The sequence below is a fragment of the Flexivirga caeni genome (assembly GCF_003724155.1).
GTDB lineage: Bacteria > Actinomycetota > Actinomycetes > Actinomycetales > Dermatophilaceae > Flexivirga > Flexivirga caeni.
Window position 1 is genome coordinate 1 of sequence record NZ_RJJQ01000016.1, and the last position, 26,190, is coordinate 26,190.

The window sequence follows — 26,190 nt, forward strand, 5'->3', positions numbered from 1 at the left end:
GTCGATCCCGCGCGGAACATCCCGGGAGGTTTGCTGCTCGTGCAGGTGGACGGTGATCCGGGCTTGCCGGGCGGTGATCGCGTTTTTCAGTTCTTCCAACGCCCGTAGTTCGGCCAGCAGGTCCGTGTCAGCATCCACGCCGACACGTGCGGTCAGCTGCTCACGGAACGCGGACACCACAGCAACACCGAAAACGGCCACGCCGTCTCCCGCACTGGTTTTCGTGGTGTCGTCCATGTGTTCGAGTATACCCGAATGCTGTTCGGATGCAACACTTTTCGTGACACTGTGTTGTCCACACCCTCCTCGTTTCGGGCGGGTTGTGCACAGGCCTTGGGGTGGGCCGACCTGGTGCGCGCTCGGCGCGGACTCGATACGCGGCTTCCCCCACTCCGGCACCCCACGAAGTTTTCCTCCGCTGCGGCCGACGTCGATATGCTCCTCCGCCGGCCAAGCACGCTCGTTCGGCTGCGCCCGTCTTGCCCGGCCCGTCAGTGCCTGGCGGCCAGATGCCCTCGCCTGACTACATTGGGCGCGTGGCCACGAATGTCTACATCGCGTCCGCCGAAGGCTTTTCCGGCAAGTCCACCATCGCGCTGGGCGTGCTCGACGCCTTCAGCCGCGCCGGCGAGCGGGTGGGCATCTTTCGGCCGGTGTCCCGGTCGGGCACGGAGCCGGACTACGTACTGCAGACGCTGCTTGCCCACGACACCGCGGATCTGGCGTATGCCGACTGCGTCGGCGTGACGTATGACGACGTCCGCGACGATCCCGAGGCTGCCCTGTCGACGATTGTGCAGCGTTACAAGCAGGTCGAGGCGCGCTGTTCAGCAATGGTCATCCTCGGCACCGACTACACCGATGTCAGCGCCGCGACCGAGCTGGCCTACAACGCCCGGATCGCGGCCAACCTCGGCGCCCCGGTGCTACTGGTCATCAACGGCCGGGACACGCGCACCGCAACCGAGGCGCTCGGGGTGACCTCTGCGCGCACGCCCGAACAGCTCGGTCACGTGGTGCATTTGGCAGTGCCGGAGATCCTGCACGAGCGCGCGGAACTCCTCGCCATTGCAGTGAATCGGGCCGATGAGGACACCCTGGACCAGATCCGGCGGACGGTGCGTCATACGCTCGCCGACCAGCTCGGGCTGCCATCGTTGCCGGTGTGGGCAGTGCCCGACGACGCGATCCTGGTGGCTCCCAGCGTCGCCGACGTCCAGGCCACGCTCGGCGCCGACCTGCTCCGCGGAGACCCGACCCGGTTGTCCCGGCCGGTCACCGCGCTGGTGATCGCGGGGATGTCCGCGGTCAACGCGCTCGACCACTTCGTCGATGGCGCGGTGGTGATCATCGCGGGGGACCGGACCGAATTGCTGCTGGCGACGGTGCTGGCCGATCAGTCGGGGACCTTCCCATCGCTGGCGGCGATCGCGCTCAATGGCGGGTTCGAACTGCCGGGCGTGATCGGCCGGCTGCTCGACGGCGTTACCTCCACGCTGCCGATCCTGCAGACCGGCCACGACACCTACCAGACCGCCGTGCGCGTCATGGGTGCGCGCGGGCGGGTCACCGCCGACTCCACCGTGCGCTATGACCGTGCCGTCGCGCTGTTCGAGCGCAGCATCGACCGAGGCGAACTCCTGCAGGCGCTCGACGTGTCCCGCCCCGCCGTGGTGACGCCGCTGATGTTCGAGTACGGGTTGATCGAGCGGGCCAGGACACACCACAAGACCATCGTGCTGCCGGAGGGCGGTGACGACCGGATCCTGCGCGCGGCAGCCATCGCACTCAGCCGCGGAATCGCGGATCTGATCATCCTGGGCGATGAATCGCAGGTGCGGTCACGGGCACTCGAACTGGGCGCGGATATCGCTGCGGCACAGGTGATCTCCCCCTTCGATCCCGCATTGGTCGAGCGGTTCGCCGCCGAATACGCACGGATCCGGCAGCGCAAGGGCGTCACCCTCGACCAGGCCGCCGACACGATCACCGACGTCTCCTACTTCGGCACGATGATGGTCCAGGCCGGGATCGCCGACGGCATGGTGTCCGGGGCTGCCCACACGACCGCACAGACCATCCGGCCGGCGTTCGAGATCATCAAGACGCGGCCCGGAGTTTCGGTGGTGTCGTCGGTCTTCCTGATGGCGCTGGCCGACCGGGTGCTGGTGTATGGCGACTGCGCGGTGATCCCTGACCCGACGGCGCAGCAACTGGCCGAGATCGCCATCAGTTCTGCAGCAACCGCCCGAGCGTTCGGCATCGAGCCGCGGGTGGCGATGCTCTCCTACTCGACCGGCAGCTCCGGCACGGGCGCCGACGTCGACAAGGTGCGTATGGCGACCGAGCTGGTCCGTGCCGCGGAGCCGTCTCTGGCGGTCGACGGACCGCTGCAGTACGACGCCGCGACCGACGCGGCCGTCGCCCGCACCAAGCTGCCGGATTCCCAAGTAGCAGGCCGCGCAACGGTTTTCATCTTCCCAGACCTCAACACGGGCAACAACACCTACAAGGCGGTGCAGCGCAGCGCCGGTGCCGTCGCGATGGGCCCGGTGCTGCAAGGCCTGAACAAGCCGATCAACGATCTGTCCCGTGGGGCGCTGGTCGAGGACATCGTCCAGACGATTGCGCTGACCGCCATCCAGGCAACTTTCGGCGCCGGCGACGCCTGAGCCGCGCGCCGTCCCAGCCTGCCTTCAGGCTTCGCTCATATCTTGCGACAGAGTCGCATCTGGAGACCACCGGATCGACCCCCTGGGCAGCGGAGGCGTGGCGATGAATGAGCGGAGCGAGCGAACAATTGGGTTCAGGGCGAATCGCCGCACCCGACGCAGGAGGGGGCGGCGATGAGCGAGCGGATCACGACGGCGGATGCGAGCCGGTGGGCGAAACTGACGGCCGCGCTGACCCCGGCCGAATGGCGGCGCGCCGGCTGGATGTTCGGCTCGATCGTGTTCTTGCATCTCGTCGGATTCGGCGTCTTTCTCTTCCTCGTGGTGCCGCACCACTACCGGGGGCTCGGCATCGGGGTGGCCGTCACGGCATACACCCTGGGTCTGCGGCACGCCTTCGACGCCGACCACATCTCCGCGATCGACAACACCACCCGCAAGCTGATGAACGACGGCCAGCGGCCGCTCAGCGTCGGCTACTTCTTCTCGCTTGGGCACTCGACCATCGTGGTCGCGATCGGTGTCGGCATCGTGATCGCGGAGAAGGCCGTCTACTCCGCGGTGTCCAACAACAACTCGTCGCTGGAGCAGTTCGGGGGAGTCTTCGGCACCGTCGTCTCGGCAGCGTTCCTCTATCTGATCGCGCTGATGAACGTGGTGATCCTGGTCGGGATCGTCAAGATCTGGCGGTCCATGCGGCGCGGGGAGTATGACGAGGCCGCTCTCGAGGAGCAGCTGCAGCAACGCGGTTTCATGAATCGCTTCTTCGGTCGGTGGATGCGCTCGATCACCAAGCCCTGGCAGATGTACCCCGTCGGCGTCGTCTTCGGGATGGGTTTCGACACCGCGACCGAGGTGGCGCTGCTCGCGACCACCGCGTTGCTGGCGACTCAGCACATCGCGTAGTACGCCATCCTGGCGCTGCCGATCCTGTTCACGGCCGGGATGAGCCTGATGGACACCCTCGACGGGTGCTTCATGAACACGGCATACGGCTGGGCGTTCATGAAGCCGGTCCGCAAGGTCTACTACAACTTGACGATCACCGGTCTGTCGGTCGCGATCTGCTACTTCATCGGCACCATCGAGATCCTGGGGCTGCTGCCGCAGGAGCTGCACTGGTCGGGGTCGTTCTGGACCTTCATGAAGAACTTCGACATCAACAAAGCGGGTTTCGTCATCGTCGCGATGTTCGTTCTGACCTGGGTGCTGGCCGTGGTGGTCTGGAAGGCCGCGAAAGTCGAACAACGCTGGGACGCCGGTATGGCGGCGGCCGACGCACGGTCCGGCACTGCGTCCGCGGAGTAGACCCGACGCCGGCCGGTTTCCGCATGCTCATGGGAATCCGAACCTTTTCCCAGCGTTCTCCCAAAGATGTGTGCTGCCCATGTAGAGTGCCAGCGCAACCACTTTCCCGGCCGGGTGTTTCGATGCCTCGAACCTTCGCCCGCCGGGCCCGTCACAGTCTGTCTCAAGGAGACGTGTTCGATGAAGCGAACTCTCGCGGCGTCCGCCGCTGCCCTGACCTGCGCGGCGCTCGTGCCCGCCGGCACTGCCTTGGCGGGCCCCGCCAAGCCCAACACGGTGACCCTGAACGGCTCCGGACGGCTCGCCAACTCCCACGTGAAGATGGGCGCTGCGGCCACGTCCGGCACCGTCGACCTCACCCTGCAGCTGCCGCTGCGCAACCAGGCGCTCGCGCAGCAGATGGCGCAGCGCGGCCAGGTGGTTTCCCCGGCGCGCTACGCCCAGTTGTTCGCGCCGAGCCAGGCGCAGGTCGACAGGGTTACATCCTGGGCGCGCGCCAAGGGCTTCCAGGTCACCTCGATCAGCCGCAGCTCCGGCCAGGTGTCGGCGGCGGCGCCGGTCAGCAAGGTCAACAGCGCCTTCGGTGTCAAGATGCACCGGGCCACGCTGGGCACCACCCGAGGTATGGCGGTCGACAAGGCTCCCACCGTGCCGGCCAGCCTCGGCCTGTCCGGAGTCGCGGGTCTCAACTCGCTGCACCGCATGCAGACGATGAACGCCAAGCAGACGGGTTCGGCGCGCAGCACGCTGCGCCCCAAGGCCGCAAAGGCACCGATCCGCGCCGGCGGGCTCCGCAAGCTGGCGAGCGGGTACGACGGCAGCACCGCCTGCGCCGACTACTGGGGCGACCACCTCGGTGCCAAGGCGCAGAAGTTTGCCAACGAGTCCAACTACCTGTGCGGTTACGGCCCCGGGGACCTCGCCACGATGTACGGCACCAGCGCCGCCGCCAAGAAGAACGCGCCGTCGCTCGGGCTGCTGCTGTGGGGCGGTGACACCACGGCCAACGTCATCAAGAACACCAACCAGTACATGAAGGACGCGGGTTACCCCGCGATGACGAAGTACACCTCCACCATCAGCAAGGGCAACGCGCAGATGGCCGACTGCGACCCGTTGGGTTCCACCGGCGAGCAGGCTATCGACGTGCAGTCCTCGCACGCCATCTCGCCCAACTCCCCGATCCAGTACGTCGGCGCGGCGAGCTGCTACGACAACGACCTGCAGTCCGCGTTGCAGAAGATGGTCGACGCGCACAAGGTGACCACCATCTCGATGTCCTTCGGCACCCTCGCCGACACGCCCGGCACGAACCCGGACACGTCGCTCACGGCCGCCGACAAGGCCGCCTGGGACCGTCCGATGCTGCAGGCGCACCTGACTGGCATCTCCACCTTCGCCTCCTCGGGCGACAACGGCGACACCAGCGGCAAGGACTCCAAGGGCAAATTCCTCGTCGACGGGAAGCCGCACGTCGGCTACCCGGCGTCCTCGACTTGGACGACCGCGGTCGGCGGTACCTCGATCGGGATGCTGACGACCGGCGCCCAGCCGGTCGTCTCCGGCTGGGAGAACAATTACTTCCTGCAGTCCGACCCGAACAAGGCGCAGTTCACCAACATCACCGCCAAAGTCGGCGTCGGCGGCGCCGGTGGCGGCCTGTCCGAGTCCTGGGCGATGCCGAGCTGGCAGAAGGGCAAGGTCAACGGCATCAGCTCCACTCGTCGCGCTGTCCCGGACGTCGCGGGTCTGTCCGACCCCTACACCGGCTACACGGTGCACTTCCTGGACCACAGCGTCGGCAGCGTGCAGTACGAGACGTATGGCGGCACCAGCCTCGGCTCGCCGATCATCGCGGCCGTGGTCGCACTCGCCAAGGCCAACAACAAGCTCACCCTCGGTGACGCTGCGCCGCTCTTCTACAAGCTGGCCGGCACCAGCGCGCTGATCGACGTCAACTCCAGGGGCAAGGCCGGGGTCTACTTCCCCGAGACCAAGCTGGGCAACATCGTCGTCGGCTTCGACGACAAGCCGCAGAGCCTGGTGACGGCCAAGGGCTGGGACAACGTGACCGGGGTCGGCACGCCCAACCCGAAGACGTTCATCGCGGCGTTCAAGTGAACCCGCGTCACGGAGGAGAGGGAAACAGCATGAAGCGCAACACGGCGCTCTTCGGAGCCTCGGTCGTGGTCGGCGTCGCCGCCGCAGCCGGTCTGGTGGCAGGTGGCACGAGCAGTTCCGCCGCCACGAACACGTTTGCGGGCTATGCCTACCACGGCATGCTCGGCAGCAGTGGCTGGAAGACGGGGTCGTTCACGGTCGACGACGCCCTGGCCAAGGGGTCGGCAACGACCACCGCGTCGTCCGCGAGCGCGTCCGTCACGATCGTCGGCGGTTCCAGCGCTGGGGTGACGACCACCTGCGCAGCGGACGGTTCGGTGTCGGTGAAGGTCACTGGCAACGCGGCCGGTGTCTACTCGGCCGGTCAGTCCGTGAGCCTGGCCAAGTTCAGCGGCCTGGCGAACGCGAGCGGCACCGTGACCTTCGGCAAGGCGACGGTCGGCGGGTTCACCGTCGGTGCCTACGTCGACTACTCGCAGCCCGGCACCGAGGGTAGTTACATCGCCCTTACCGGGGCGAAGTGCTCGGCCCAGTCGACGACCACGACGACCACCACGAAGACGACGTCGCCGACAACCGGGCCGACGAGCCCGTCGACCTCGCCGCCGAGTTCGTCGACTTCATCGACCAGCCCGTCGACGTCGCCGACGACCCAGCCGACGGAGCCGCCGACGCCGACTCCGACAACCACCACGCTGCCGGTCACCGGCTGATCAGCGACTGCACCAGCAACCGGCCCGGGATCCCCAGGATCCCGGGCTGGTTCGCGTTCTGCCGGGCATGAGAGAGTGCCCCCGATGAATGCTTCCGAACCCTCCTTCGCGACCCCCATTCTCAGCGGCGCGCTGCACTACTTCCGGGTCCACCCGGACCAGTGGGCCGACCGTGTGCAGCGTTGTCGCGCCATGGGATTGACCACGATCGAGACGTATGTCGCGTGGAATTTCCACGAGCCCCGCCGCGGTGAGCGTGACTTCTCCGGGTGGCGCGACCTGGAGGCGTTCATCGGGGTCGTCGCCGACCACGGCATGCAGCTGATCGTGCGACCCGGGCCCTACATCTGCGCCGAGTGGGACTTCGGTGGGCTGCCGGCCTGGCTGCTGGCCGACTTGCGCGACACCAGCCAGATTCGCTGTTCCGAGCCGAAATTCCTTGCGCTGGTTGACGATTGGTTCGATGACCTGATCCCGCGACTGGCGCGGCATCAGGTGACCCAGGGCGGTCCGATCGTCGCGCTGCAGGTCGAGAACGAATACGGCTCCTACGGGAGCGACACGGCATACCTTCGTCACCTGCGCGACGGGATGGCCGCACGCGGCATCGACGTGCCGTTCTTCACCTCGGACGGTCCCGAGCCGGTGATGCTGCTGGGCGGCACGATCGACGGCGTGTGGGCGACCGCCAACTTCGGCGGCGACGCCGTCGCCAACGTGCGCGTGCTGCAGGACTTCGGCACGCGCGGCCCGCTGATGTGCATGGAGTTCTGGAACGGCTGGTTCGACCACTGGGGCGAGCAGCACCACCGGCGTGAGCCGGCCGAAGCCGCCTCCGTGCTGCGCGACCTGCTGGACGCCGGTGCGTCGGTCAACTTCTACATGGCGCACGGCGGCACCAACTTCGGTGGGTATGCCGGTGCCAATCTCGAAGGCGACATCTACCAGCCGACGACCACCAGCTACGACTACGACGCGCCGATCGGCGAGGCGGGAGAGCTGACCGAGAAGTTCCGGGCGTTCCGGAGCGTCATCGCCGAGCGCACCGGGGTGACCCCGCCGGAGCCTCCGCGGGATGCGGAACGCCTTTCGCCGCAGCGAGTTTCGGTGCACGGTGGCTCGGTCCTGCCGTCCTTGCGCGGCGCCGGGCGCCATACCTCCGGTCCGCTGCCGGTCTCGATGGAGGATCTCGGCGAGCCGGACGGTGTCATGCACTACCGGACCAGGCTGCGCGGTCCGCTCGCCGACGCCGAGCTCACCCTCGGGGCTGTTCACGACCGGGCGTACGTGCGTGCGTGCGGTGACCTGGTCGCAACCGTCGAGCGGAACGACCCACGACCCGTCCTGCTGCAGATCCCGGCTGGCGGACTCGACCTGGAGATCGTGGTCGAGTGCTTCGGCCGGGTCAACTACGGCACGGGGACACCCGATCGCAAGGGATTGCTCGGTCCGGTGCGGCTCGGCCTGCGGTTCGTCCACGACTGGACCACGCGTCACCTGAGCTTCGCGGAGCTTGCCGACCTGGCCGTGGACGAGGCTGCGGACGAGACCCTGCCGTGGCTCGGCACCGCATCCGTGACTGTGGACAACCCCGCCGACGGCTTCGTCGCGCCGGCCGGCTGGGGGAGCGGGGTGCTGTGGCTCAACGGCTTCTGCCTCGGCCGCTACCGGTCCGACGGTCCGCAGCGCACGCTCTACGCGCCGGCGCCGCTGTGGCAGGCCGGTGAGAACGAGCTGCGGATCCTCGAATTCGCCACTCCCGGAAGGGATCTGGAGATCCGCGACCGGCCCGACCTGGGAGCCTGACAGCCACCCTCCTCATATTGGTTCGACTCTCGAACCAATATGAGTAGGGTGGCTATGTGAACGACATCGCTGCAGTGGACGCGGTCATCCGGTTGAGCCGGATGTTCGAGCGTGCCTCGACCGACCTCAGTCTCGCCCACTTCCGGGTGCTGTCCGCCGTCTCCGACGGCCAGCAGCGGGCCTCCCGGCTCGCACGCCGGCTGGCACTCGGAAAGCCCGCGGTCAGTGCGAGCGTCGAATCCTTGTGCAAGCGAGGCCTGCTCGAGCGGCAGGCAGAGGTCACTGACCAGCGAGCGGTCACCTTGCGGCTGACCGCCGACGGGGAAATCGCGCTCGCGGCAGCGCGCGCTGCCATGGTGCAGCAGCTTCGCGCAGTCATCGAGCACGCGTCCTCCGGGCCGGAGACCATCGATCGGCTGGCACAGCTCAACGTGGGGCTGGACGAACTGGCCGAGCAGAGGGCGGCCCGATGAGGAACGAGCAGGGCTGGGTGCGGCGCCTCTCGTCATACCTGCTCGCCCACCGGACCAGCCTCGTGCTCGCCGTGCTGGGCGCGGTCATGGGCAGCGTCTGCCAGAGCGTGGTGCCGTTGGTCGCGCGGCAGATCGTGGACCACGTCATCATCGCGCGGAACGCGTCGCTGTGGCCGTGGCTGACCGCGCTGATCGTGGCTGCGCTGCTCGCCTTCGGGTTCGCCCACTTGCGCCGCTACCAGGGCGGCAAGCTGGCGCTGTCAGTGCAATACGACCTGCGCAACCGCATGCACGACCACCTGCTGACGATGGACCAGAGCACGCTGGACCGGCTGCCGACGGGTCAGCTGGTGTCGCGCGCCAACTCCGACTCGACCCTGGTGCAGGGACTCCTTCAGTTCCTGCCGATGATGACCGGCAACCTGCTGCTGATGGTGGTCTCGCTGATCATCATGTTCGTCCTGTCGCCGCTGCTTGCGCTGGTCGGCCTGGTGGTGCTGCCCTCGCTGATCGCCGTGTCCTATTTCATGCGGCGCAAGGTCTTTCCGGCAACCTGGGACGGTCAGCAGCGCGAAGGCGACATTGCCCAGATCGTCGACGAGGACGTCGCCGGCGTCCGGGTGGTCAAGGCATTCGGCCAGGAGAGTCGTGAGCTGCGGCGGATGGTCGACACCGCGCAGGAGCTCTACGGCTCGCGGATGCGAGCAGTGCGCCTGCAGGCGCGCTATCAGCCGCTGCTCGAGGCGATCCCGTCGCTCGCGCAGGTGCTGATCCTCTTCCTCGGCGGCTGGATGGCTCTCGACCATCGCATCAGCATCGGCACCTTCCTCGCCTTCAGCACCTACATCGCGCAGTTCGTGGCGCCGGCGCGGCAACTGGCCGGTGTGCTGACCATCGGGCAACAGGCCCGCGCGGGCGTGGAACGCATCTTCCAGCTGATCGATCTGCGCCCGTCGATCGCCGACGCACCGGACGCGGTGGATCTCCCGCCGTTGCGCGGAGAAGTGGACCTGCGCGGCGTCCGGTTCGCGTATGACGAGGACGCTCCCGTCCTGCAGGGCCTCGACCTGCACATCGACGCAGGAGAGCGCGTCGCCATCGTCGGTGCCAGCGGAAGCGGCAAATCGACTGTCGCCGCGCTGATCTCACGCTTCTACGATCCCCAGTCCGGCACTGCGGCGGTCGACGGGCACGATCTGCGGTCGGTCAGCCGGCACTCGCTGCGGCGCCAGGTGGCGGTCGCCTTCGAGGAGAGTTTTCTCTTCTCGGACTCGGTGCGGGCCAACATCGCCTACGGGCGCCCCGACGCCACGGACGACGAGATCCGGGCGGCCGCACGGGCCGCGGCCGCCGACGACTTCATCCAGGCGTTGCCGCAGGGGTATGACACGCCGGTCGGTGAGCGCGGCCTGTCGTTGTCCGGCGGGCAACGCCAACGCATTGCGCTGGCCCGGGCGATCCTGGCCGACCCGCGGATCCTGATCCTGGACGATGCCACCAGCGCGGTCGATGCGCACACCGAGGAGACCATCCACGATGCGCTGCGCCACGTGCTCGCCGGCCGCACCACCCTGCTGATCGCGCACCGGGTCTCGACGCTGCACCTGGCCGACCGGATCGTGGTGCTGGACGGCGGCCGAGTGGCCGAGCAGGGCACCCACGCAGATCTCATGGCATCCAGCCACACCTATCGGACGCTGCTGTCCGGGCTGGAGGCCGAGCTCGAGGACGCAGTCGGTGACAGCATCGAGGTGCTCGCGACGATCTCGCCGGAGGCCGGGCGCACCGAGTCCGCGTGGGCGGCTGTGCGCGGCCGGCCGGCGCGCTCCGGCGCCGCCGTCTCGATCGGCGCGCCCAGCCTGGGCATGGGCCTCGGCGGAACGGCCGGCGGCGGATGGCGCCTGGCACTCGCGCCGACTCCCGAGTTGCTGGCGCGCGTGGCGGCACTGCCACCAGTGCGCGACCGGGCCGACGTCGACGTCGAGGACGAGACCCAGCCGATGCCCGACTTCTCGCTGTGGCGGCTGCTGCGGGACTTCCGGCGCCCACTCGGGATCGGGCTGCTGCTCGTGGTCCTCGACGCGATCGCCGGCCTGCTCGGCCCAGTGCTGGTGAAAATCGGAGTGGACAATGGCGTTTCGGCTGGCGCGAAGGGTGTGCTCTTCCTTGCCTCCGCGGTGTTCCTCGTCGTGACACTCGCCGACCTGCTCGACGAGGTCGCGGAGACCTTCGTCACCGGGCGCGCGGCCGAACGCATCATGTTCTCGCTGCGCATCCGGATCTGGGCGCAGCTGCAGCGGCTCTCGCTCGACTACTACGAGCGGGAGATGGCCGGGCGCATCATGACCCGGATGACCACCGACGTCGACCAGTTCGAGTCGCTGATCGAGAACGGCCTGCTGTCGGCGCTCGTCGCGCTCGTGACCTTCGTCGGCGTCGGGGTCGCGCTGGTCCTGGTCAACCTCGAACTCGGCCTGTGGACGCTCACCGTCGCCGCACCGCTCGCGGTGGCGACCTACTTCTTCCGTCGCCGGGCAGCGGTGCTCTACAGCCAGGCGCGGGAGCGGATCGCCGTGGTGAACGCCGACTTCCAGGAGAGCCTCTCCGGGGTCAAGGAGGCGCAGGCCTTCGTGCACGAGGCGGCGACGGTCGAGCACTTCCACGGACTGGGCCGGCGTTACCTCGACTCGCGGGTCGCCGCGCAACGACTGGTCGCGACCTATTTCCCGTTCGTGCAGTTCCTGTCGGCGATCGCCGACGTCATCGTGCTCGGGGTCGGCGCTCAGCTGATCGCGCGGCACGCCCTGACCACCGGGGAGCTGATCGCCTTCCTGCTCTACATCAATCTCTTCTTCTCGCCGATCCAGCAGCTGTCCCAGGTCTTCGACTCCTGGCAGCAGACCCGGGTGTCCGTCGATCGCATCTCGGAGCTGATGGCGCTGAAAACGCTGACCCCCCAGGCGGACTCGCCGATCGTGCCGGGACATGTCACCGGCCGGCTCGTCCTCGACCAGGTGCACTTCGCCTATCCGCCGGTGTCGCGCCGGCCCGGGCGCCCCGCGCGCGGACCACACGATCCGCGGTTGACGACGCACGTGCCCGACCCGGTGAAACCGCCGGAGGCGCTGCGCGGCGTCGACCTGACCATCGCGGCCGGGGAGACGGTCGCGCTCGTCGGCGAGACCGGGGCCGGCAAGTCGACCGTCATGAAGCTGCTGGCGCGTTTCTACGACCCGGACCACGGTGCGGTCTCCGTCGACGGTCATGACGTGCGAGGCCTGGACCTGCCGGCGTTCCGGCGATCCCTGGGTTACGTGCCGCAGGAGTCCTTTCTGTTCAGCGGCACGGTGCGCGACAACATCGCCTACGGCCGTCCGGGCGCTTCCGACCACGATGTCGAGGCGGCTGCGCGGGCGGTGGGAGCGCACGACTTCATCGCGACGTTGCCGGACGGGTATCACCACGAGCTGTCCGAGCGCGGCAGATCGCTGTCCGCGGGTCAGCGCCAGCTGCTGGCGCTGGCGCGCGCCCAGTTGGTCGATCCGGCGATCCTGCTGCTGGACGAGGCGACCGCGAATCTCGACCTGGCCACCGAGGCGAAGGTCACCGCGGCGATGGCGGCTGTCGCCGACACCCGCACCACGATCCTCATCGCGCACCGGCTGCAGACGGCTCGCACGGCCGACCGGATTGCGGTGCTCGATGCCGGAACGATCGTCGAGGTGGGTTTGCACGAGGAACTGCTGGCGGCCGACGGCCGGTATGCCCGCATGTGGCGGGCCTTCGAGCTGGTGGGCTCCGGCTCGGCGGGCTGAGGCGCGGGCCTCAGTCGGTGCCGTGCTGCAGCAGCCGGCCGCGCGGGTGCTCGAAGTCCACTCGGACGCCGCGCACGAAGGTCGCGTGCACGCCGCCGGTGACGTTCTTGCCGTCGTATGCCGTCACGGGGTTCTTGTGGTGCAGCTTCCGCGCGTCGACGGTGAACTCCTCGTCCGCGGCGAAGACGACCAGGTCCGCGTCATACCCGAGCGCAATTTTTCCCTTGTGCCGCAAGCCGATCCGGCTCGCGGGGGCAGCCGACAGCCACTGCGAGACCTGCTCCAGGGCGATGCCGCGGCGCCGGGCTTCGGTCCACACGACGGCCAGCTGCAGCTGCACCGAGGCGATGCCGCCCCAGGCGGTGCCGAAGTCGCCACCGGCCAGGTCCTTCAGCTCGACAGTGGACGGGGAGTGGTCCGAGGCGATGTAGTCGATCGTGCCGTCGGCCAGGGCGTCCCAGAGCAGGTCGCGATTGCTCGCCTCCCGGATCGGGGGACAGCACTTGTATGCCGTGCCGCCGTTCGGCACGTCCTGCGCGACCAGCGCGAGGTAGTGCGGGCATGTCTCGGCCGTGATGTCGATCCCGTCACGCTTGGCTGCGCGCAGCATCGGCAGTGCGTCGGAGGACGACAGGTGCAGGATGTGGACGCGTGCGCCGGTGCGGCGGGCTCGCTCGATCACCGCGGCGATTGCGAGGTTCTCCGCCTCGCGCGGCCGGGAACCGAGGAAGTCGGCATACCGGCTGCCGTGCGGTTGCGGTGCGTGCGCGATCGTCTCGGCGTCTTCGGCGTGCACGATCATCAGCCCGTCGAAGGCTCCGATCGTGGTGAGGTAGTCCTCGAGCAATTCCGTTGTGAGCGGCGGGAATTCGGGCACCCCTGAGTCGAGCAGGAAACACTTGAAGCCGAAGACGCCGGCTTCCTGCAGAGCGCGAAGGTGGGTCCGGTTGCCCGGCACCGCCCCGCCCCAGAAGCCCACGTCGACGAAGGTCTGGCCGGTGGCGACCAGTTGCTTGAACTCCAGCGCCTCGGCGGTCACCGTCGACGGTATGCAGTTGAGCGGCATGTCGACGATCGTGGTCACCCCGCCCGCCGCGGCGGCCAGCGTCGCGGTGCGGAAGCCCTCCCAGTCGGTGCGCCCCGGCTCGTTGACGTGCACATGCGCGTCGACCACCCCGGGAAGCAGCGTCTCGTCGTCCGCCAGCTCGACGACTGTTGCGGCCGACAGGCCGCTGCCGAGCGCCTCGACGGCGGCGATGCGGCCGCCGCGCACACCGACCTCGCACGCGATCATACCGTCCGGTGTGACAGCGCGCGCGGCACGGACGACCAGGTCGAACCCGGCACCGCCCGTCACCGTCAAGGCATCGCTCACCCGCGGATCATCATGCGTGGCAAGGAATTCGGCAATCTGGGCACGGACCCGCTCGGGCTGGTTGACTGCGGCCAGGTCGGCAGCGCGGTCGGTCACAAGGTCTCCTCGGGGTGCTCGGTGCGGGCCGCGGGAAGCTCGGTTGCCGCCCACCGGCCGATCGACTCGCCGACCCGTGTCAGCAGCGGGCCGGCGTGCGCGATGCTACGCGCCACGTCGGGTTCGATCGCGGCGAGTGTCCACGCGGCGTCGATGCCGCTGTTCCGCGTCTCGTCGCGGGACAGCGAGCTGACCCCGCACACCGCGACGACACGGGGCACTCCCGCGGTGCGTGCGATCCGGGCCACGCCGACCGGCGTCTTGCCGGACAGGCTCTGCTGGTCCAGGCTCCCCTCGCCGGTGACCACGAGGTCGGCGCCGCGCACCCGATCGGCGAGACCGACCAGATCGGCAACCAGGTCGAGCCCGGGCCGCGGGGCCGCGCCGAGCACAGTCAGCGCCGCGAACCCGACACCACCGGCCGCGCCGGCACCGGAAATCTCCGTCGTATCGCGCAGCTTCCCGCCGAGCGCGTCGCCCAGCACCCGGGCGTAGTTCGCCAGCGCGGCGTCGAGGAGGGCGACCTGCCCGGGGTCGGCGCCCTTCTGCGGACCGAAGGTGGCAGCCGCCCCGTGGCGACCCAGCAGCGGGTTGTCCACGTCGAGTGCGACGACAAAGGTGCAGTCCGCGAGCCGGACATCGAGGTGGGACAGGTCGATTCGGTTCACGCGCGCCAACGCGCCACCCCCATCCGGCAGCTCCTGACCGGCCGCGTCCAGCAGCCGGGCGCCGAGCGCGCCGATCATCCCGGCGCCGCCGTCGGTGCATGCGCTGCCGCCGAGCCCCAGCACGATCCGGGTGCAGCCGGCATCGAGTGCCGCACGGATCAGTTCGCCGGTGCCGCGGCTCGTTGCGTCCAGTGGCAGCAGCCGGTCGGGCGGCAGCAGCGCCAGCCCGGACGCTGCCGCCAGCTCGACGACGGCGGTGCTGCCCCGCACCGCGATGGTTGCCTCGACGGGCCGTCCATCCGGACCGGTCACCCGGTGGGTGGCAGGGGAGTAACCGGCACGCAGCGCCGCGTCCACAGTGCCGTCGCCGCCATCGGCCATCGGCACCAGATCCACCTCGGCGGGTATGACGCTGCGCAGCCCCTCCGCCACCGCTCGCGCGACAGCGTCCGCGGTGAGGGAGCCCTTGAACTTGTCAGGAGCGATGACCACGCGCACTGTGCTCTCCCGTCGTCGGTCCCATGGAAGCTCGGTCAGCCGATCGGCAGGATCGCCGTCGGCGCGTCCGCTGCCGACTCTGCCACTGCCTCGAACTCCGTGACGGCGTCGATGCCCGCAGCACCCATCGAGATGTTGGTGACGCGTTCGAGGATCACCTCCACCACGACCGGGACCTTCAGCTCCGCGGCCAGCTCGCTGGCGTGTCGCATCGCGGGCTCCAGGTCATCGGGGTTGTGCACCCGAATCGCCTTGCAGCCCAAGCCTTCCACCACCTTGAGATGGTCGACGCCATACCCCTCGACCTCCGGGGAGTTGATGTTCTCAAAGGCGAGCGACACGTAGTAGTCCATGTCGAAGGCGCGCTGCGACTGGCGGATCAGCCCGAGGTAGGAGTTGTTCACCAGCACGTGGACGTAGCCGATGTGGTGTTGCGCCCCGACGGCGAGTTCCTCGACGAGGAACTGGAAGTCGTAGTCACCGGACAGCGCCACGACCGGGGTGTCCGGACGCGCGGTGGCCACGCCGAGCGCGGCCGGCATCGTCCAGCCGAGCGGCCCGGCCTGGCCGCAGTTGATCCAGCGTCGCGGACCGAAGACGTGCAGCAGCTGCGCGCCCGCGATCTGCGACAGGCCGATCGTCGAGACGTAGACCGTGTCGCGGCCGAAGGCGGAGTTCATCGCCTCGTAGACCCGCTGCGGCTTGATCGGCACATTGTCGAAGTGCGTCTTGCGCTGCAGCGTTGCCTTGCGCTGCTGGGTGTCCTTCGCCCACACGGTGTAGTCGGGCAACGGCCCGGACGCCCGGCGTCGCTCGGCTTCGGCCAGGAACGCGTCGAGGAAGGCGCCTGCGTCGGACACGACGCCGTAGTCGGGGGCGAAGACCCGGCCGATCTGGGTCGGCTCGATGTCGACGTGCACGAACGTGCGGCCCGCTCGGTAGACGTCGAGCGCGCCCGTATGCCGGTTGGCCCAGCGGTTGCCGACGCCGAGCACGAAGTCTGCGGCGAGCAGTGTCTCGTTGCCGTAGCGGTGCGCGGTCTGGATTCCGACCATGCCCGCGTGCAGCGGGTGGTCATCGGGTATGACGCCCCAGCCCATCAGCGTGGGAATGACTGGTATGCCGAGCAATTCAGCGACCTCGACGAGCTTGTCGGGTGCGTCGGCATTGAGCACGCCGCCGCCGGCGATGATCACTGGGCGCTCGGCCGCCGCCAGGAGGTCGAACACTTTGGCGACTTGCGCCGGTGTCGCCGCCGGGCGCGTAACGGGCAGCGGCTCGTAGGTGTCGATGTCGAACTCGATCTCGGTCTGTTGCACGTCGATCGGCAGGTCGATCAGCACCGGTCCGGGCCGGCCTTCGCGCATCAGCCAGAACGCCTTGGCGAAGGTGCCGGGCACCTGGGCGCCCTCCTTGACGGTGACCGCCCACTTGGTCACCGGTCCGGCGATCGACGCGATGTCGACGGCCTGGAAGTCCTCCTTGTCGAGCTTGGCGATCGGCGCCTGCCCGGTGATGGCCAGGATCGGGATCGAGTCGGCCGACGCCGAGTAGAGACCGGTGATCATGTCGGTCCCGGCAGGACCGGAGGTGCCCATGCAGATGCCGATGTTGCCGGGTGCGGCGCGGGTGTAGCCCTCGGCCATGTGCGAGGCGGCCTCGACGTGGCGGGCGAGCACATGGCGCATCCCGCCGTGCCGGCGCATCGCCGCGTAGAGCGGATTGATGGCGGCACCGGGCAGACCGAAAGCCTGTGTCGCGCCTTCTTTCTCCATGATGAGGACGGCCGCGTCCACCGCTTGCATGCGGGTCATCGGGCGCCTCCTGTGGTGGTGTTGCTGCCCCTGCCGGACAACTGCTCCACGAGCAGCAGGAGCGCCGAGTGGTCGAGGCTGCCGTGCCCGAGGTTGCGCAGGTCCTGCACGAGTTGCGCCGTCTGGCTGCCCAGCGGGATCGCCACGCCGGCGGCGCGAGCCGAGTCGAGCACGATGCCCATGTCCTTGTGATGCAGGTCGATGCGGAAGCCGGGCTGGAACTCGCGCTTGATCATCGAGGCTGCCTTGCGGTCCAGGATGCGGTTGCCGGCCAGGCCGCCGGCGAGCACCTCAACCGCGGCGGTCGTGTCGACGTCATACGCCTCCAGGAAGACGAGAGCCTCGGCGACGAGTTCGATGGTGCCGGCAACGATGAGCTGATTGGCTGCCTTGACGGTTTGGCCGGAGCCGCTGGGGCCGACCAGCACCACGGTGCTGCCGACGGTTTCCAGGACCGGGCGCACCGCCTCCAGGTCGTCGGCGTCGCCGCCGACCATGATCGACAACGTGCCCTCGATGGCACCGGCTTCCCCGCCGGAGACCGGACCGTCCATCGGTCGCAGGCCGGCCGCGCGCGCTTCCTCGGCGACCTCGCGGGCGACGTCCGGCCGGATCGTCGAACAGTCGACCCAGATCGCGCCGGACTTTGCCGACCCGATGAGGCCGGCCTGGTCCTCAGTGCCGCGTGCCACTGCGGCGACATCGGGCGAGTCGGGGACCATGGTGATGATCACGTCGGCGTCTGCGACGGCGTCCGCGACGGACGTGGCAGCCGTGCCGCCGGCGGCGACGAGCTTGTCGATCGGTCCCTGGCTGCGGTTGTAGCCGGTCACCGGATAGTCGGCCTCGACCAGGTTGGTGGCCATCGGCAGACCCATGATCCCGAGTCCGATGACGGCGACGTTCGGTGTGCTGCTCATTGCGTGGCTCCTTGAAAACGGATGACTATCAGGGGTGTTCAGCTGTTGACCCAGGCGAAGGGGTCGGTGTCGCCGGCGAGGTACTCCAGCCCGACGGGCCCGTCATACCCGCCTTCCTGCGCCGCAGCGATCCAGTCGAGCAGCGGCAGGTCGCCGCTGCCGGGTGCACCGCGTCCGGGCGCGTCGGCGATCTGCACGTGCCCGAACCGTGCGGCGTGCTCGGCGATCACGTGCGCGACGTCGTCGCCGTTGACGGCGAGGTGGTAGAAGTCGGCGAGCAGGCGAAGATTGCCGGCACCGACCTGCTCGATGACGCCGAGTGCGTCGGCGGCGGTCTTCAGCGGATAGGCGGGCGCACCCGACACCGGCTCGAGCAGCACCGTGCCCCCCAATTCGCCGACCTTCGCTGCGGCGTGCGCGAGGTTGGCGCGCGCGGTGGTGGCCTCGGCCTCCGCGTCCACGCCGTCGTCGTGCAGCCCGTAGAGCGCGTTGAAGTGGCGGCAGCCGGTGCGGCCCGCGATGTCCACGACGAGATCGACGTTTGCGGTGAATTCGTCGACACGAGATGGGTTGTTGACGATCCCGCGGTCACCGGCCGGCATGTCGCCGGCGAAGAAGTTCAGCCCGGTCAGCGCGACTCCCGCGTCGTCGATCGCGGCGACGAACTCGTCCACCTCGCCCGCCGAGGGAAGCGCGGTTGCCGGCCAGGGCCACCAGAACTCGACGGCGTCGAATCCGGCGGCTCGCGCTGCTGCCGGCCGGTCGAGCAGGGGTAGGTCGGTCAGCAGGATCGAGGCGTTGACGGTGTAGCGAGTCATCGGGCTTCCCTTGGTCGACTGTGAACATTCCGAATCACGGAATTAATATGTTGTATGGTGGAAGTGTGCCAAGATCCAGTCGTCGCGTCAAGCGGGTTCGCCGGCTGCTGAGCCGGAGGTTCTGGATGATCGGACGCGGCATACTGCGACCACATTTCAAGGGCCGGGCACAGCCCGCCCGGATCGGAGAGCACAGATGACCCACACCAGCCCCGGCTATTCGGTCACGCTGCGCGTCGGCCTCACGCCCGGCGAGCGGACGGCGACCGACCTGGCATCGGCGGTCGCCGCGGCGGGCGCTTCGGTGACGGCACTGGACGTCACCGAGTCGACCCCGCAGCTTCTCGTGGTCGATGTCACCTGCGACACCACTGACGAGAACCACGCCGAGCGGATTCGCGAATCACTAGATTCTGCAGGGGGATACGACGTTCGTAAGGTCAGTGACCGCACGTTCCTGATGCACCTGGGCGGGAAGTTGTCGGTGGAGCCGAAGGTCGAGTTGCGCACCCGGGACGACCTGTCCCGGGCCTACACCCCCGGCGTGGCGCGGGTGTGTCTCGCGATCGCCGCGAACCCCGAGGATGCCCGCCGGCTGACCGTCAAGCGCAACACGGTCGCCGTCGTGACCGACGGCACCGCAGTGCTGGGCCTCGGCGATATCGGTCCGGCGGCGGCGCTGCCGGTGATGGAGGGCAAGGCCGCTCTCTTCAAGCAGTTCGCGAATGTCGATGCGTGGCCGGTGTGCCTGGACACCAAGGACACCGAAGAGATCATCGGCATCGTCAAGGCGCTCGCGCCGGTGTATGGCGGCGTCAACCTGGAAGACATCTCGGCACCCCGCTGCTTCGAGATCGAGCGACGACTGCGCGACGAGCTCGACATACCCGTCTTCCACGACGACCAGCACGGCACCGCCATCGTGGTGCTCGCCGCGCTGATCAATGCCCTGCGCGTCGTCGGCAAGAAGATCGAGGACGCGCGCATCGTGATCTCCGGGGTCGGGGCGGCGGGGCACGCGATCATCCACCTGCTCGGTGCGCAGGGTGCGCGGGACATCGTCGGCTGCGGCCGCACCGGCGCCATCCACCGGGGCGAGTCGTATGCCGACGAGCATCGCCAGTGGATCGCGGAGCGCACCAACCCGCGGGGCCTGACCGGAAGCCTGGCCGAAGTGCTGGTCGGCGCGGATGTCTTCATCGGCGTCTCGGGTCCGAACATCCTTGATGCCGAAGAGGTTTCGCGGATGGCTCCGGACGCGATCGTCTTTGCCCTCGCGAACCCGGACCCGGAGATCCCCCCGGCCGAGGCCGCCCAACACGCCGCGGTGGTCGCGACCGGCCGGAGTGACTTCCCCAATCAGATCAACAACGTGCTGGCGTTTCCCGGGCTGTTCCGCGGGTTGCTCGACGCTTCGGCGCGGGAGATCAGCACCGAACTGCTGGTCGCTGCTGCGCAGGCGATCGCCGACTCGGTGTCCGCCGACGAACTCAACTCCAGCTACATCGTGCCCAGCGTTTTCGACGCGGCCGTTGCGCCGGCGGTCGCGGAGGCCGTGCGGCATACCGTCGACGCACAGCGTGCCGTGGTCAGCTCGGCAGGCCGCCGATCTGGTACTGCATGAAGCGGTAGTCGGTGGCGTCATACCACTGGCTGACGACGATCTCGAAGTCGGCGAGGGTCGACCCGGGGATGATGAAGCCGCCGTATGGCGCACACACGACGTCGCCGAACTGCAGATCGGCCGGCCCGTTGACGATCATGATCTGCTCGGTGGTCGCGAAGAAGTCGCCCAGTGCGCTGTCGAACACCTGCGCGCGAATCGTGGCATCGGCATTGTTGAAGAAGGTGAAGACGAAGTGGCCGTCCGCCAGCTGGCGGAAGCAGATCTCACCCCAGCCGCGCGCGCCGGTGATCGTGGACGCCGGATTGCCCCACGCCCAGGCGCCGTTCGCGTAGCCCCAGGGCTCGTATGACGCAGGCGTTCCGACGTCGGCCTGCGGCACCCGATGCAGCAGCAGGCCCGACGTCGTGCTGCGGTTGAACACGCTGGACAGCACATAGCAGTACCCGTCATCGGCCACGGCATACGTCTTCTGCTGGAACTGCCCGCCGAGCAGGTCGCCCGGCCACTGGCACAGGTAGGTCCAGGTGTTGCCGTTGTCGGTGGACTGCCAGAAGTCGGTGTGATCGGTCTGGTAGATCACGCCGCGCATCAGGTGCATGTACATCGTGTTGCCGATGGTGAACACGTCGCTGGGGATGGCCGTGGTGTGACCGTTGCCGACCGCCACGTGTCCTTCGGGGACCAGGCCCACGGCACTACTGCCGCCCACCGCACTGTCGATCGTCAACGACGTCAGATTGCTACTGCTGGAACGGAGTCCGACGGGTGCCCGCCAGTTCGGGCCGCCGACGCCGGAGCCGTCGAACGTGTCACCTCCGACGAAGAGCATGCTGCCGTCCGGGCAGAGCGCCGGTATGCCGAGGTCGGACCACGGCGCGTGGAACTGCCCCGTCTCGGCCGGACCGCTCAAGTCCTTGATCTTGCCGGTGCTTCCGGCCGCGGCGTCCGCCGGCTGGCGCGACGCATCGAGGCTGAGGGCGGCGGTGAGGGCGACGCCGGCGCCCGCTCCGAGCACCGCGCGCCGGGTGGGTTGCACGCACTGCCCTGACGAGAATGACTTACGCACGACGACCCCTTGCTGGAAAACGATTACCGTCAGGGGAGTCTGTCGCCGGCCGCTACCCGCGACAAGGAATATGCGAAGAATTGACGAAACGTTGGCGCTCCGAACGACGGCGGTCAGCCGCCGGTGAGCAACTCGGCGACGGCGGCGGCGGTCGGAAGGCAGTCGCCGAACGTCCAGACGGCCCGGCGCGCGCCGTCCAGCGGCTCGTCCCCGTGGGCGTAGCCGACCACCAGAACGAGCGCATCAGGGTTGGCGCGCAACGCCTTTCGTCGCTGCTCGTCCTCGGCAGGATCCAGACCGGGCGAACCAGTCACGATCACGTCGGCCACCGCAAGCTGCGAAAGCGGCCGTAACTGCTCCGTGTCCGCATGGCCCTCGACCGCGGAGGGCAGCTCGAAGGCTGAGGTGACTGCCGACCCGGGTGCGGCCTCGGCGAGCGCGCGGACCGTCGTCGTGGGCAGGGCACCGGCGGCGACGTTGCGGCTGCGCCGCACGTCCAGGATACGCAGCCCGCCGGCGGGCAGCGTCATCGGTCCGCGGTGGGCGAGTGCGCGTCGTGCGACCGAGGCGTCGGCGTCGCCCACCGCGATCGAGACGTCCTGGTGGACGCGTCGCCAGGCACGCAGCGCAGTGATCCGCCCGGCAGCGTCCTCCAGACGCTCGACGGGCAGTCTGCCCTCGCGAACCGCCCGCGTCAGCGCCTCGTGCGCCTCAGTGAAGACCCGCTGGTCCTTGTCGGGATGATCGGCGCCGAGCACCGGGTTGCCCAGGCCGAGCAGATCCGCGCCGGCGAGCAGCGCCTGCACGCAGCCCTCGCCGAGACCGATGGTGTCGCGGATGGCACCCATGTCCAGCGCGTCGGTCATGACGACGCCGTCGAAGCCGAGCTCGCCGCGCAACACCGACAGGACGGTCCGGCTGATCGTCGCCGGTCGCGTCGGGTCGAGCGCCGGCACGATCACGTGCGCGGTCATCACCGCCCGCACGCCGGCGTCGATGACGGCCGAGAACGGGGCGAGTTCCCGCTCCCACAACACCTCCGCCGAGCAGTCCACGCGGGGTAGTCCGACATGGGAATCCACCGATGTGTCACCGTGACCCGGGAAGTGCTTCGCGGTCGCGGCCACGCCAGTGCGCTGGATGCCCTCGACATACGCGACCGACTGACGAGCCACGAGTTGCGGTGTGGCGCCGAAGGATCGGACCCCGATGACCGGGTTGGCCGGGTTGCTGTTGACGTCGACGACGGGTGCGAGATCGATGTCGATGCCCGACTCGCGCAGGCCGGCTCCGAGGGCGGTGGCGACCTCCCTGGTGGCGTCGGTGTCGTCGGCGCGGCCGAGCATCGCGGCTCCGACGTGGGGCGACCCGCCGCGCGCGCCGAGCCGGCTGACGATGCCGCCTTCCTCGTCGGTGGCGATGAGCACGTCGCCGAGGTCATGCAGTCGCCGCGACAGCCTGCCGGTCGTCTCGACGTCGCCGATGTTGTGACTGAAGTAGACGACGCCGCCGAGGCCGCGCTCGACGGCGCGCGCCAGCCACGCCGGCGGCCGTGAGGTGCCGGCGAAGCCCGGCTGGAGCACCGTGTGGATCAGGCGGTCGAGTGTGGGGTCGGCGCTCACTGCACTGCGCCGGACACCAGGACCGCACCGAGTCGACGTGGCGCGATGACGAAGATGATCACGACCGGCAGCGTAATCGCCGACCGGTCGGCGAACTACTTCAGCTCGCTGGAGCTCAGACCGAGCAGCCGCCGCGCGACCACGAGCAGCTGGATCTGCTGCGTGCCTTCGAAGATGTCCAGGATCTTGGCGTCCCGCGCCCACTTCTCCAGCAGTTCGGTTTCCGCGTAACCCGTTGCGCCGCAGAGCTCGACGCAGGCGAGCGCGATCTCGACGCAGGTGCGGCCGGCCTTCGCCTTGGCCATCGATGCCTGCATCGAGTTGGGTGTGCCGTTGTCGGCCATCCACGCCGCCCGGAGAGTCAGCAGGTATGCCGCCTCGTAGTCGGCCTCCAGTTGGAGCAGCCGCGCCGCGGCATACGGCTGGGTGCGGGCGGGAGCCGCCGGGTCGGGGGCGATGCCAGCATCGGCGAGCAACTCCGTGGTGCGGTCGAGGCAGGCCCGGGAGAGTCCGACAGCCATCGCCGCGACCAGCGGCCGCGTGTTGTCGAAGGTCTGCATCGCGCCGCCGAAGCCGCCTTCGATGCGGATCTCCGGGTCGCCGAGCAGGTCGTGTGCGGGCACCCGGCAGTTGTCCAGGGTGAACGCCGCAGTGTCGGATGCACGGATGCCGAGCTTGTGCTCCAAACGCACCAGTTTCAGGCCGGGGTTGTCGCGGCGGACGACGAACGACTTGATCGCGCGTTTGCCGAGGGAGCGGTCCAGCGTCGCCCAGACCACGACGAGTTCTGCGCGCTCGCCGCTGGTGACGAAGATCTTCTCGCCGTTGAGGACGTAGTCCTCTCCGTCCTTGACGGCCGTGGTGCGGATGGCGCCGGAGTCCGAGCCGGTGTTCGGCTCGGTGATCGCCATCGCGGCCCACTTGGTGCCGAACCGGGCCTTCTGCTCGGGGCTCGCGACGGCGGCGATGGCCGCGTTGCCGAGGCCCTGGCGGGGTAGCGCCAGGGTGAGACCGACGTCGCCGCGACAGGTCTGCATGATCGACAGCACGGACGACAGGTTGGAGCCGTTCACGTTGCCGCTCTTCGGTGTGGCCGCGCGAGACCCCGCGCCGACTCCGGCCGGCTCGCTGCCGCCGCCGCTCGTGGTGCGTGCCCCAGCCCCCTGCGACGCACCCGAGTCGGACAGTCCGTCGATGACCGCGGACATCAAGTCGAGTTCGTGCGGATAGTCGTGCTCGGCGAGGTCGTACTTCCGGCTGATCGGACGGAAGACCTGATCGGCGAGTCCGGCTGCCTGCTTCAGCAGCGGACCGAACTTGCGCGGCACTTCGAGATCGATCATGCGCTGAATCCTTCGTGACGAGAAAGACTTCGGAGTATGGTGGGCGGCGTCTCAGACAAGGAGTGCACCCTCCATCAGGCCGGCACCGCGCAGGTCGCGATACCAGCGTTCGTTGTCGAATTCCTTGACGAAACCGTGCCCGCCGAGCAATTGCACCCCGTCCGAGCCGATGCGCGAGCCGTGTGTGGCGGTCAGCACCCTGGCGTGCGCGATCTGGTCCGCCGCGTCCAGACCGCGGTCGAGACGCGCCGCGGCGCGCCATACGACCAGGCGAAGGCCGTCGAGTTCTATGGCGATGTCGGCGACGGTGAACGCGACGGCCTGACGGTGCGCGATCGGCTCGCCGAACGCGGTGCGGTCCGTGGTGTAGCCGGTGACCTGGTCGAGCACCGCTTGCGCCGTGCCGACGGCGGCGGCGGCCCAGGCGAGCCGGCCGCGCGCGACTGCATCCGCGTGATCTGGTTCGCTGCCAAGGAGATTCGTGGCCGGCACGCGTACCTGATTCAGGTGCAGGAGGCCGGTGCGCGCCGCGCGAATGCCCATGGCGGGATCGTCCGCGATCGTCACGCCGGGCGTTGCAGGCGGCACGATGACCAGCCGCGGCTCGCCGTCGAGAAGTGCGGACACCACGAGGAGATCGGCGGTCCCGGCGCCGACGACGAGCGACTTGGTGCCGTCGAGGATCAGCTCGGCGCCGTCGTGCGTTGCGGTCGTGCGTGGTGCGGCTGGGTCGAAGAGCGGTTGTGGCTCCATGATGGCGAGTGCACCCGTGGCCGGCGCCTGATCGTCGGTGAAGGCTGGGAGATAGGTCGCCTGTTGGTCCGAATCACCATAGTTGACAAGGCAGTTGGCAACTGCTGCCGATGACATCAGGGCAACGGCAAGGCCCATGTCGCCACGGGAGAGTTCCTCGAGCACCAGCACTCCGGTCAGCGCGGACGCTTCCTCGGCGACGCCGCCCAGCTCGGTGGGCACGCCGAGCAGTGCCATGCCGAGTTGGGCCGCCTGGTCGCGAACCTCGGCGGGAACAGTGCGGTCGGTGTCGGCCTGGGCTCCGGCGGGACGCATCACCTCCTCTGCGAGCTCGCGCGCCGCATCCCTGATCATCTGCTGGTCGTCCGTGGGCGTGAGGTCGAATTCAGCGCGGGGTCTCGTCGGCCGGCTCCGGGTGGGGGAGCCGGAGCCGCTCCGTGCGCTGAAGACGCGGCCGGCGGTGACCTGGGCCTTGAAGCCCTGCCGGGCGCTGCGGTAGAGGACCTTCTCGACCTTGCTGCGCAGCGCCGGGTTCTTCATGGCGTCCAGCCCACCTGCCCGGGTGATCAGGCGCATGCCGAGCGACTGCCCGCGATCGGCCAGGGTCGGCTTGGCGTGCGGTTGGCTCATTGCTGCCCTTTCGTTGGTCAACGACCGGTACCGGCGAGAGTCCCGGAAGTGT

Annotated in this window: 17 protein-coding genes and 1 pseudogene; 8 read left to right on the plus strand and 10 right to left on the minus strand. The window is 68.9% G+C overall.

Annotation, left to right across the window (positions count from 1 at the left end; all coding sequences use genetic code 11):
• The coding region (locus tag EFY87_RS14290; RefSeq protein WP_148043354.1) for a hypothetical protein at positions 1 to 237 on the minus strand (237 nt) is incomplete at its 3' end.
• Between the two features lie 299 nt (positions 238 to 536).
• Here EFY87_RS14290 and pta point away from each other — a divergent pair.
• From pta to EFY87_RS14325, 7 genes and pseudogenes are all read left to right on the plus strand, one after another.
• Entirely contained in the window at positions 537 to 2,672 is a 2,136-nt protein-coding gene (gene pta, locus EFY87_RS14295; protein ID WP_123272168.1) for a phosphate acetyltransferase, read from the plus strand.
• Positions 2,673 to 2,936: 264 nt separating this feature from the next.
• Positions 2,937 to 3,980 (plus strand): annotated as a pseudogene (gene nicT, locus EFY87_RS20960) (Nickel transporter NicT).
• A gap of 180 nt (positions 3,981 to 4,160) precedes the next feature.
• Complete coding sequence (locus EFY87_RS14305; RefSeq protein WP_158607653.1) at positions 4,161 to 6,101, plus strand: S53 family peptidase; 1,941 nt, start codon at positions 4,161 to 4,163, stop codon at positions 6,099 to 6,101.
• Between the two features lie 29 nt (positions 6,102 to 6,130).
• Positions 6,131 to 6,814, plus strand: coding sequence for a hypothetical protein (locus EFY87_RS14310; RefSeq protein WP_123272170.1), 684 nt, complete (start codon positions 6,131 to 6,133; stop codon positions 6,812 to 6,814).
• An 84-nt stretch (positions 6,815 to 6,898) separates the two neighbouring features.
• On the plus strand, positions 6,899 to 8,620 hold the full coding sequence (locus EFY87_RS14315) for a glycoside hydrolase family 35 protein (protein ID WP_123272171.1): 1,722 nt from the start codon (positions 6,899 to 6,901) through the stop codon (positions 8,618 to 8,620).
• Between the two features lie 56 nt (positions 8,621 to 8,676).
• Complete coding sequence (locus EFY87_RS14320) at positions 8,677 to 9,093, plus strand: MarR family winged helix-turn-helix transcriptional regulator (RefSeq protein ID WP_220093647.1); 417 nt, start codon at positions 8,677 to 8,679, stop codon at positions 9,091 to 9,093.
• Positions 9,090 to 12,908 carry an ABC transporter ATP-binding protein gene (locus EFY87_RS14325; protein ID WP_123272172.1) on the plus strand — a complete coding sequence of 1,273 codons (3,819 nt, stop codon included), beginning with the start codon at positions 9,090 to 9,092 and terminating at the stop codon, positions 12,906 to 12,908. The genes EFY87_RS14320 and EFY87_RS14325 overlap by 4 nt, the downstream gene beginning before the upstream one ends.
• A gap of 10 nt (positions 12,909 to 12,918) precedes the next feature.
• On the opposite strand, the gene allB is transcribed toward EFY87_RS14325, so the two are convergent.
• The 5 genes from allB to EFY87_RS14350 all read right to left on the minus strand — a co-directional run bounded on the left by allB (position 12,919) and on the right by EFY87_RS14350 (position 19,097).
• Positions 12,919 to 14,265, minus strand: a complete 1,347-nt coding sequence (gene allB / locus EFY87_RS14330; protein ID WP_281276209.1) for an allantoinase AllB — start codon at positions 14,263 to 14,265, stop codon at positions 12,919 to 12,921.
• 110 nt (positions 14,266 to 14,375) lie between these two features.
• Positions 14,376 to 15,545, minus strand: coding sequence for a glycerate kinase (locus EFY87_RS14335; RefSeq protein WP_123272174.1), 1,170 nt, complete (start codon positions 15,543 to 15,545; stop codon positions 14,376 to 14,378).
• Between the two features lie 35 nt (positions 15,546 to 15,580).
• Complete coding sequence (gcl, locus tag EFY87_RS14340; RefSeq protein WP_123272175.1) at positions 15,581 to 17,359, minus strand: glyoxylate carboligase; 1,779 nt, start codon at positions 17,357 to 17,359, stop codon at positions 15,581 to 15,583.
• Complete coding sequence (locus EFY87_RS14345; RefSeq protein WP_123272176.1) at positions 17,356 to 18,279, minus strand: 2-hydroxy-3-oxopropionate reductase; 924 nt, start codon at positions 18,277 to 18,279, stop codon at positions 17,356 to 17,358. Before EFY87_RS14345 ends, gcl begins: the two co-directional genes overlap by 4 nt.
• Positions 18,280 to 18,317: 38 nt before the next feature.
• Positions 18,318 to 19,097 carry a hydroxypyruvate isomerase family protein gene (locus tag EFY87_RS14350; protein ID WP_123272177.1) on the minus strand — a complete coding sequence of 260 codons (780 nt, stop codon included), beginning with the start codon at positions 19,095 to 19,097 and terminating at the stop codon, positions 18,318 to 18,320.
• Between the two features lie 196 nt (positions 19,098 to 19,293).
• On the opposite strand from EFY87_RS14350, the gene EFY87_RS14355 reads away from it, so the two are divergent.
• Positions 19,294 to 20,721, plus strand: a complete 1,428-nt coding sequence (locus tag EFY87_RS14355) for an NAD(P)-dependent malic enzyme (RefSeq protein ID WP_123272178.1) — start codon at positions 19,294 to 19,296, stop codon at positions 20,719 to 20,721.
• Here the strand turns inward: EFY87_RS14355 and EFY87_RS14360 are convergent.
• The 4 genes from EFY87_RS14360 to EFY87_RS14375 form a co-directional block, all read right to left on the minus strand.
• Positions 20,687 to 21,790, minus strand: coding sequence for a DUF4185 domain-containing protein (locus EFY87_RS14360; RefSeq protein ID WP_220093648.1), 1,104 nt, complete (start codon positions 21,788 to 21,790; stop codon positions 20,687 to 20,689). The two genes, EFY87_RS14355 and EFY87_RS14360, sit on opposite strands and share 35 nt — an antisense overlap.
• Before the next feature lie 113 nt (positions 21,791 to 21,903).
• The gene (locus EFY87_RS14365; protein ID WP_123272180.1) at positions 21,904 to 23,412 is read right to left on the minus strand and encodes a glycoside hydrolase family 3 protein; all 1,509 of its coding nucleotides are present in this window, start codon (positions 23,410 to 23,412) and stop codon (positions 21,904 to 21,906) included.
• A 95-nt stretch (positions 23,413 to 23,507) separates the two neighbouring features.
• Positions 23,508 to 24,755 (minus strand): acyl-CoA dehydrogenase family protein, encoded by a 1,248-nt coding sequence (locus tag EFY87_RS14370; protein WP_123272181.1) that lies wholly within the window; start codon positions 24,753 to 24,755, stop codon positions 23,508 to 23,510.
• Positions 24,756 to 24,806: 51 nt separating this feature from the next.
• The gene (locus EFY87_RS14375) at positions 24,807 to 26,138 is read right to left on the minus strand and encodes an acyl-CoA dehydrogenase family protein (protein ID WP_123272182.1); all 1,332 of its coding nucleotides are present in this window, start codon (positions 26,136 to 26,138) and stop codon (positions 24,807 to 24,809) included.
• Positions 26,139 to 26,190 lie beyond the last annotated feature (52 nt).

What these genes read in the sequence shown, in the direction of transcription:
- EFY87_RS14310 (WP_123272170.1), top strand. Translation starts at nt 6,131, where the DNA reads ATGAAGCGCAACACGGCGCTCTTCGGAGCCTCGGTCGTGGTCGGCGTC.
- EFY87_RS14370 (WP_123272181.1), bottom strand. Translation starts at nt 24,755, where the DNA reads ATGATCGATCTCGAAGTGCCGCGCAAGTTCGGTCCGCTGCTGAAGCAG.
- EFY87_RS14350 (WP_123272177.1), bottom strand. Translation starts at nt 19,097, where the DNA reads ATGACTCGCTACACCGTCAACGCCTCGATCCTGCTGACCGACCTACCC.
- gcl (WP_123272175.1), bottom strand. Translation starts at nt 17,359, where the DNA reads ATGACCCGCATGCAAGCGGTGGACGCGGCCGTCCTCATCATGGAGAAA.
- EFY87_RS14325 (WP_123272172.1), top strand. Translation starts at nt 9,090, where the DNA reads ATGAGGAACGAGCAGGGCTGGGTGCGGCGCCTCTCGTCATACCTGCTC.
- EFY87_RS14345 (WP_123272176.1), bottom strand. Translation starts at nt 18,279, where the DNA reads ATGAGCAGCACACCGAACGTCGCCGTCATCGGACTCGGGATCATGGGT.
- EFY87_RS14305 (WP_158607653.1), top strand. Translation starts at nt 4,161, where the DNA reads ATGAAGCGAACTCTCGCGGCGTCCGCCGCTGCCCTGACCTGCGCGGCG.
- EFY87_RS14315 (WP_123272171.1), top strand. Translation starts at nt 6,899, where the DNA reads ATGAATGCTTCCGAACCCTCCTTCGCGACCCCCATTCTCAGCGGCGCG.
- EFY87_RS14355 (WP_123272178.1), top strand. Translation starts at nt 19,294, where the DNA reads ATGACCCACACCAGCCCCGGCTATTCGGTCACGCTGCGCGTCGGCCTC.
- EFY87_RS14375 (WP_123272182.1), bottom strand. Translation starts at nt 26,138, where the DNA reads ATGAGCCAACCGCACGCCAAGCCGACCCTGGCCGATCGCGGGCAGTCG.